The sequence below is a fragment of the Clostridiaceae bacterium genome (assembly GCA_012840395.1).
Taxonomy (GTDB): Bacteria; Bacillota; Clostridia; order Acetivibrionales; family DULL01; genus DULL01.
In genome coordinates this window covers 21,099-27,395 of sequence record DULL01000014.1, presented here as the reverse complement: position 1 = coordinate 27,395, position 6,297 = coordinate 21,099, and the positions used below count along the sequence as shown (strand labels likewise).

Sequence of the window (6,297 nt, the reverse complement as noted above, 5' to 3'; positions counted from 1 at the left end):
CTTTGCTTCCGGCTTCCTTCAGATTCCACCTCGCGATGGACACCCTTGCCGTCTGCTAGTGGTTGGCAACTGCCTGCCCCCACAGCGGACTTTCACCGCCTAGCTACGTGCCATGCGTGGCACACAAAAAATAATCGGCAAGCCTCTTAAGTAAGGCTTGCCGATATTCATAATCACTGTCAAAACATCAAAAGTTCTAAGAAGTCTTGGTTTCTCACTGTTCCTTATATATCTTAAAATCCTTAAATCTATTAAGCTTCTTTAAATCTCTTTTCCAGTGCTTCAAGCTGTGCTGCCAATTCTTTTGGCAAACGCTGGCCATAGGAAGCATAATGTTCTTTTATGGATTGGATTTCTAACATCCATTCATCTTTATCTATTTTCAGCACTTCCTCCATTTGTGCATCTGAAATATCAAGTCCGGTTAAATCAATGGCATCTTTTGTAGGCATGTAACCTATTGGAGTCTTAACTGCTTTACCTTCACCGGAAACTCTTTCAAATATCCATTTGAGCACACGGCTGTTTTCTCCATATCCAGGCCAGAGCCAATTGCCGTCTTTATCCTTACGGAACCAGTTAACATAGAAAATCTTGGGCAATTTATCAGGATCGGTCATTTTCCCTATATCAAGCCAGTGCTGTAAATAATCACATACATGATAGCCAATGAAAGGAAGCATTGCAAAAGGATCACGGCGAACCTGACCAATCTTGCTTGAAATTGTAGCTGCAGTAATTTCTGATCCCATAATTGAACCAAGGAAAATACCATGATTCCAATCAAAGCTCTCATGAACCAAAGGTATTGTATTAGGACGGCGTCCTCCAATCAGAATTGCGGAAATTGGAACTCCCTGCGGGTCTTCCCATTCAGGAGCAATTGAAGGACACTGTCTGGCAGGTGCAGTAAAGCGAGCATTAGGATGAGCTGCTTTTTCTTTAGAATCAGGAGTCCAGTCATTTTTTCTCCAGTCTATTAAATGTGCCGGAGGTTCAGTTCCGATTCCTTCCCACCATACGTCACCGTCATCAGTGATTGCAACATTTGTAAAAATAGTGTTCTTTTCTATGGTCTTCATTGCATTTGGATTAGAATCTTTGGAAGTTCCGGGAGCAACTCCGAAAAATCCTGCTTCTGGGTTGATGGCGTATAAACGTCCGTCTTTTCCAAACTTCATCCAGGCAATATCATCACCTATGGTCTCAACTTTCCATCCCGGAATCGTGGGAACCAACATTGCCAGGTTTGTTTTTCCGCAAGCACTGGGGAAAGCGCCTGCAATGTATTTTTTATTTCCTTTGGGGTCAGTTATTCCCAGTATAAGCATATGCTCAGCAAGCCAACCTTCTTCTCTTGCAAGAACTGAAGCAATTCTCAACGCAAAGCATTTTTTGCCCAGAAGAGCGTTTCCGCCATATCCTGATCCATAGGACCAGATAGTTTTTTCTTCAGGGAAATGGCTTATATATTTTTGTTCCATTGGAGCACAAGGCCAAGCCATATCTTTTTCCCCTTCTTTTAATGGAGCACCTACAGAATGTAGGCAGGGAACAAAATCTCCGTCTTCGCCAAGGGCTTCAAGTACTTCTTTACCCATACGGGTCATTATACGCATATTTACCACAACATACGGGCTGTCAGTTAACTCAACACCAATTTTGGAAATAGGTGAACCAATAGGTCCCATTGAAAAAGGAATAACATACATGGTTCTGCCTTTCATGCAGCCTGTATATAACTCTGTCATTGTTTTCTTAAGTTCAACTGGATCTATCCAGTTATTAGTGGGACCTGCATCCTCTTCCCTTCTTGATGCAATGAAAGTACGGTTTTCAACACGTGCAACATCAGAAGGATCACTGTTAAAAGCATAGCACCCAGGACGTTTTTCCTGGTTTAACTTTCTTGCAAGTCCGCTTTTAACCATTTCTTCGAGCAATCTATTGTTTTCTTCTTCAGAACCATCACACCAATAGATTTGATCAGGCTGACACATGTCTGCCATTTCTTTTACCCAGGCTAGTAATTTTTTGTTAGATGTCATAGAAATTCTCCTCTCAAGTTTATTATATGAAACAATATAATAGCGACAATGTCTTTAGATAGTGATTATTAATACTATTATTAATTTATCAAAAACCGGTTAATTATTAATTATATAAAAAAACAACCGCATTTTAAAATAAATGGTAGCATAAATTTGTGAAAAATTCAACAATTGTTTTTTATTTTAATACATTTTTGTATAAATTTTAGTACATTATTTCAGACCAACAAATAATATTTAGCAATCTTCCTTCGTTTTTTTATATGCATTTTCACAATTGACAAATCAGGTGCATATTATTATATTATAATATTGTAATAATTTAATATCCTAATATATAGATATTTTAATGAACCAACATCGATTAAAAATATTCAGATATCAGTAAGGGGGAAAGTAACATGAATTTTTCAGGAAAGCTTGCGTTTGTTTCAGAAGAATGTGTTGCATGCGGATGTTGTGAAAAAACATGTCCTTTGAATGCAATTTCTGTTTTTAAGGGACTTTATGCACAGGTAGATGCATTAAAATGCATTGGCTGCGGAAAATGCCAAAAAGCATGCCCCGCATCAGTTATTTCTATCATAGAAAGAAAAGATCGCAATGAAGGGGGTAAATACAGTGAAAAAACAAAAACGCTGGTATGATTATTTATGGATTGCATCAACTCTTTACTTGACTTTAGGTTTTTTTAATATTCTATTTGCATGGCTTGGCCTTATTTGTTTTTTCGTTCCGCTGCTGATAGCAATTTTTAAAGGTAATAAAGCTTACTGCAACCGATACTGTGGCCGCGGCCAGCTCTTCGAGCTTTTAGGGGGAAAATTAAAACTATCCAGAGGTCATGACATTCCGGCCTGGTTGCGTTCTAAATGGTTCCGCTACGGTTTTTTGACTTTTTTCATGATAATGTTCCTTAATATGCTTTTTTCAACCTGGCTGGTATTTTTTGGGTCAAGGGAATTGAAGGAAGCTGTAACACTTCTTTGGACTTTTAAGATTCCATGGCACTGGGCGGGCAATTCTTCTGTTTCTCCATGGGTAGCGCAATTTGCCTTTGGTTTTTACAGTGTTATGCTAACTTCAACGGTTCTGGGCTTAATTACAATGATATTATATAAACCCCGGAGCTGGTGCGTATACTGTCCCATGGGTACTATGACACAAGCAATATGTATATTGAAGCACAAGGATTATATGAAAAGATGAAATAATGCAGCGCAAAATCTCTTCGCTCTGTAATTCGCTTCGCACTGTAATTCAGCGGGGGTTTGTAATCTCCCGCTGAACAAGTTTGTCATAATAATTTGCATCAATTCAGTTTCCGCACTTTTAATTCTCAATGTCTATAAGCCTGCCTCCGGTTATAACTGCTTTTGGAATAATAATTCTTTCAGGTATCAGCGACATACCCTGTGAATCAAAAAATTCCTTCCTTTCAATATTTTCTGATAATTCAAAAATTGTCGCATTATTTAATGAATGCTTATACGCATGGCACCATCCTTTTTCATTAATGACCTTGGATGGTATGCAAGTAACCGATTTTATTACTTCATTCAAGGGAAGCCCGCAGGAAAGTGCCTTAGTCATGGTGGAAGGGAAGTCAAATACAGGCCCTTTAATATTCTTAGTATGTAGATCCGTACTTATTGTATGTGTTAAAAAACCATGTGAAATTGCTTTTTTGTAAATATCAAAGCTAAACCCGGAAAAACCATGGGCTAAATCCAGAATTGCCCCTCTGTCTATAGCCTTCTGCAATGAAGCTATGGGAGTTCCATCCGAATTCCATGGATAATCGGATTTCCCATGAAAAGCATGGGAAATGACATCTCCTTTGTCAATATAGGACAATACCTCATCAATATCAGGAGGAGCTTCTCCAATATGGACCATAAGAGGAATATTTGCCTTTACCGCAGCTTCTTTTGCACGTTTCAATGGCTCAATACCCTTGTCGAGGACTATTGACCGAGCAATTCTCACTTTTATTCCGCATATAAGTTCTTTATTGGCACATGCTGTCTCCACAGCGTCAGAGACTTTCATTAAATTAATATCTGTACCTTCTTTATTATGCAGAATGCCTGTTGAATTAATGTGAAGCCATATTTTGATTTTAGTTTGATTGGCAGGAAGGATATATTTAACAATTCCTTTAAAAGTTGCCGCTCCTGATGTTCCTGCGTCAGCCACCAAATGCACTCCTTTTTTAATTCCCGCATCTCTGTCAGCCGATACTCCAAGATAGCTGAATCCGTCATATATATGTGCATGTATGTCTATCCATCCTGGAGAAATATATATATTTGAAGCAGAGGGTACATCATCCTTTTTAATTAGTTTAAAACCTCCGGCCGTCTCTGCGAGAGTTGCACTATAAAAACAATTTAAATCTATATCATATGCATTGACATCCAGCGGTAATTTCATATTAAGCTACATCCTTTCACTTCTTTGCAATAGCGAACTCGCTTTGTTCGGGGGATTCAGTGAGGGTCTTGCAATCTCCCACTGAATAAGGTTGTTAATATAACTTGCATCAATTCAGCTCCCGCTTATAGAAGCGAGAGACTTCATATTGTGATCTTTTTTTAATACTTCCCGTACTTTAAGCCTGCCTCTGCAAAGGCGCGGATGTTCTCTTCCGGAGTTGCCTCCTTCAGAAAACTAACCTGGTCAATATTGCCGCACAGAGTTATACTCTTATCTATTGTTGAAAGGGCTGTATCAAAATCTGTATCTCCATAGGGAGGAGGTGTCATAGATTCATATACATTCATTTTAATGTCCGAATAAAGAGGCAGCAAAGCAGCGGCATCCCCGCAGTTGTGATAGAGGTAGGCAGCTCCCATATCCCTGATAATCCTGCAATGTTCAATTTCCATAGCCAGTATATGTTCTTTAAAGAAATTGGGCCCCATCATAAATGGAGAAACAGGCACTCTGTCTACTTTTTCTCCTCTTAAGACTGCAAGCAGTCTTTCTCTCTTAGCCATATGATTCTTCCCCTAGACTTCCAGTAAAATTAGTAAGGTAAACAATTTAAGAGCCTATTAATAAAGTTGTAAGAGAGTTTCTCTCCCAATCTGTTGAAAAAAACACCTGCATTTTGAATACTGCCCGCAAATATTGCTCCTACCAGTCTGTCTTCTCTAAAGAAAAGCATCTGATAATTACCGTCCCCGTAATTATTCATTATTCCGTTAATACCCTCTCCCTGTAGTTCTCCAAAAGAAATAAGGGATAGCCCAAAAAGTTCAATGGAATTCATTGCAATACTGCCATCATATATTTCTTTACATCCTGCCATATTTAACCCCGCTACTTTGCCTTGCCTGACTGCACATGGCCAGAGTGCCCTGACAGTATTTTCATTGGTTAAATATTCCCTTGCCTCAGCAATATCCCCTGCAGCATAGATATCGGGAATATTTGTTTCCATGTATTCATTTACTATCAATCCTTTATTCCTGTTTAATCCGGTATTTTCAACGAAATTAAGATTAGGCTTCACCCCAACAGAAACAAAAACTGCATCTGCTTTGATTTTCCCTTTATTAGTCACCACATATTTTATTGAACCTTGTTCTTCCTCCAGGCTTAAGACCTCAGTATCAATCAAGAATTTCACTCCGGATTTTCCTGCAGCTTCCATTAATAGTATACCGGCCTTTTTATCAAGCTGCAGAGGCATTATCCTGTCTTGTTTTTCCACCACTGTTACTGACAGACCTATTGAAGATAATGCCCTTGCTATCTGAAGGCCTAGTAATCCCCCACCGATGACTACAATTTCTGAAATTTCTTTAATATTATTTATATAACTGCGTATCTTCTCAACATCATTTTTATCCCACAATGTGAAAACTCCGCCGATATCACATTGCGCAAATTTCGGAATTACGGGACTTGACCCGGTCGCGATAAGTAATTTATCGTAAGCAATGGAAGATCCGTCATCAAGGGTTACTATCTTTTGTTCCGGAATTATTCCGGTTACAAATCTACCAAGCCTTAAATTTACTTTGTATCTTGCGTAGAAATCTTTATCCCTGTAATAAAGCTGGTCTTCACAAACCTCGCCTATCAAATATTCCGGAAGCATAATCCTGCTATAGGGCAGTGTATTTTCTTTTGAAACAAGTATTATTTCACCCTCAGGATTGATTTTTATGATTTGTTCAATAGCATTTATGCCTGCTGGCCCGTTACCTATAATTACATAAGTCATATTTACAGC

6 protein-coding genes are annotated in these 6,297 nt (G+C 38.7%); 2 read left to right on the top strand and 4 right to left on the bottom strand.

The annotated features are described in order from the left end of the window. Nucleotides 1-251 precede the first annotated feature (251 nt). Entirely contained in the window at nucleotides 252-2,048 is a 1,797-nt protein-coding gene (locus GXX20_01725) for a phosphoenolpyruvate carboxykinase (GTP) (GenBank protein HHW30384.1), read from the bottom strand. A gap of 404 nt (nucleotides 2,049-2,452) precedes the next feature. Here GXX20_01725 and GXX20_01720 point away from each other — a divergent pair, with 404 nt between their 5' ends. Continuing rightward, the gene (locus GXX20_01720; GenBank protein ID HHW30383.1) at nucleotides 2,453-2,698 is read left to right on the top strand and encodes a 4Fe-4S binding protein; all 246 of its coding nucleotides are present in this window, start codon (nucleotides 2,453-2,455) and stop codon (nucleotides 2,696-2,698) included. Beyond that, entirely contained in the window at nucleotides 2,673-3,260 is a 588-nt protein-coding gene (locus GXX20_01715) for a 4Fe-4S binding protein (GenBank protein HHW30382.1), read from the top strand. Before GXX20_01720 ends, GXX20_01715 begins: the two co-directional genes overlap by 26 nt. Nucleotides 3,261-3,383: 123 nt before the next feature. Here the strand turns inward: GXX20_01715 and GXX20_01710 are convergent, their stop codons facing one another. The 3 genes from GXX20_01710 to GXX20_01700 form a co-directional block, all read right to left on the bottom strand. Next, a complete protein-coding gene (locus GXX20_01710) occupies nucleotides 3,384-4,487 on the bottom strand; it encodes an amidohydrolase/deacetylase family metallohydrolase (GenBank protein HHW30381.1) in 1,104 nt (367 codons plus the stop codon). A 161-nt stretch (nucleotides 4,488-4,648) separates the two neighbouring features. Next, nucleotides 4,649-5,053 carry a hypothetical protein gene (locus tag GXX20_01705; protein HHW30380.1) on the bottom strand — a complete coding sequence of 135 codons (405 nt, stop codon included), beginning with the start codon at nucleotides 5,051-5,053 and terminating at the stop codon, nucleotides 4,649-4,651. Between the two features lie 29 nt (nucleotides 5,054-5,082). Further along, a complete protein-coding gene (locus GXX20_01700) occupies nucleotides 5,083-6,288 on the bottom strand; it encodes an NAD(P)/FAD-dependent oxidoreductase (GenBank protein HHW30379.1) in 1,206 nt (401 codons plus the stop codon). Nucleotides 6,289-6,297 lie beyond the last annotated feature (9 nt).

Excerpts from the sequence above, each read along its gene's own strand:
- GXX20_01700 (HHW30379.1), bottom strand. The coding sequence starts at position 6,288 with ATGACTTATGTAATTATAGGTAACGGGCCAGCAGGCATAAATGCTATT.
- GXX20_01720 (HHW30383.1), top strand. The coding sequence starts at position 2,453 with ATGAATTTTTCAGGAAAGCTTGCGTTTGTTTCAGAAGAATGTGTTGCA.
- GXX20_01725 (HHW30384.1), bottom strand. The coding sequence starts at position 2,048 with ATGACATCTAACAAAAAATTACTAGCCTGGGTAAAAGAAATGGCAGAC.
- GXX20_01705 (HHW30380.1), bottom strand. The coding sequence starts at position 5,053 with ATGGCTAAGAGAGAAAGACTGCTTGCAGTCTTAAGAGGAGAAAAAGTA.
- GXX20_01710 (HHW30381.1), bottom strand. The coding sequence starts at position 4,487 with ATGAAATTACCGCTGGATGTCAATGCATATGATATAGATTTAAATTGT.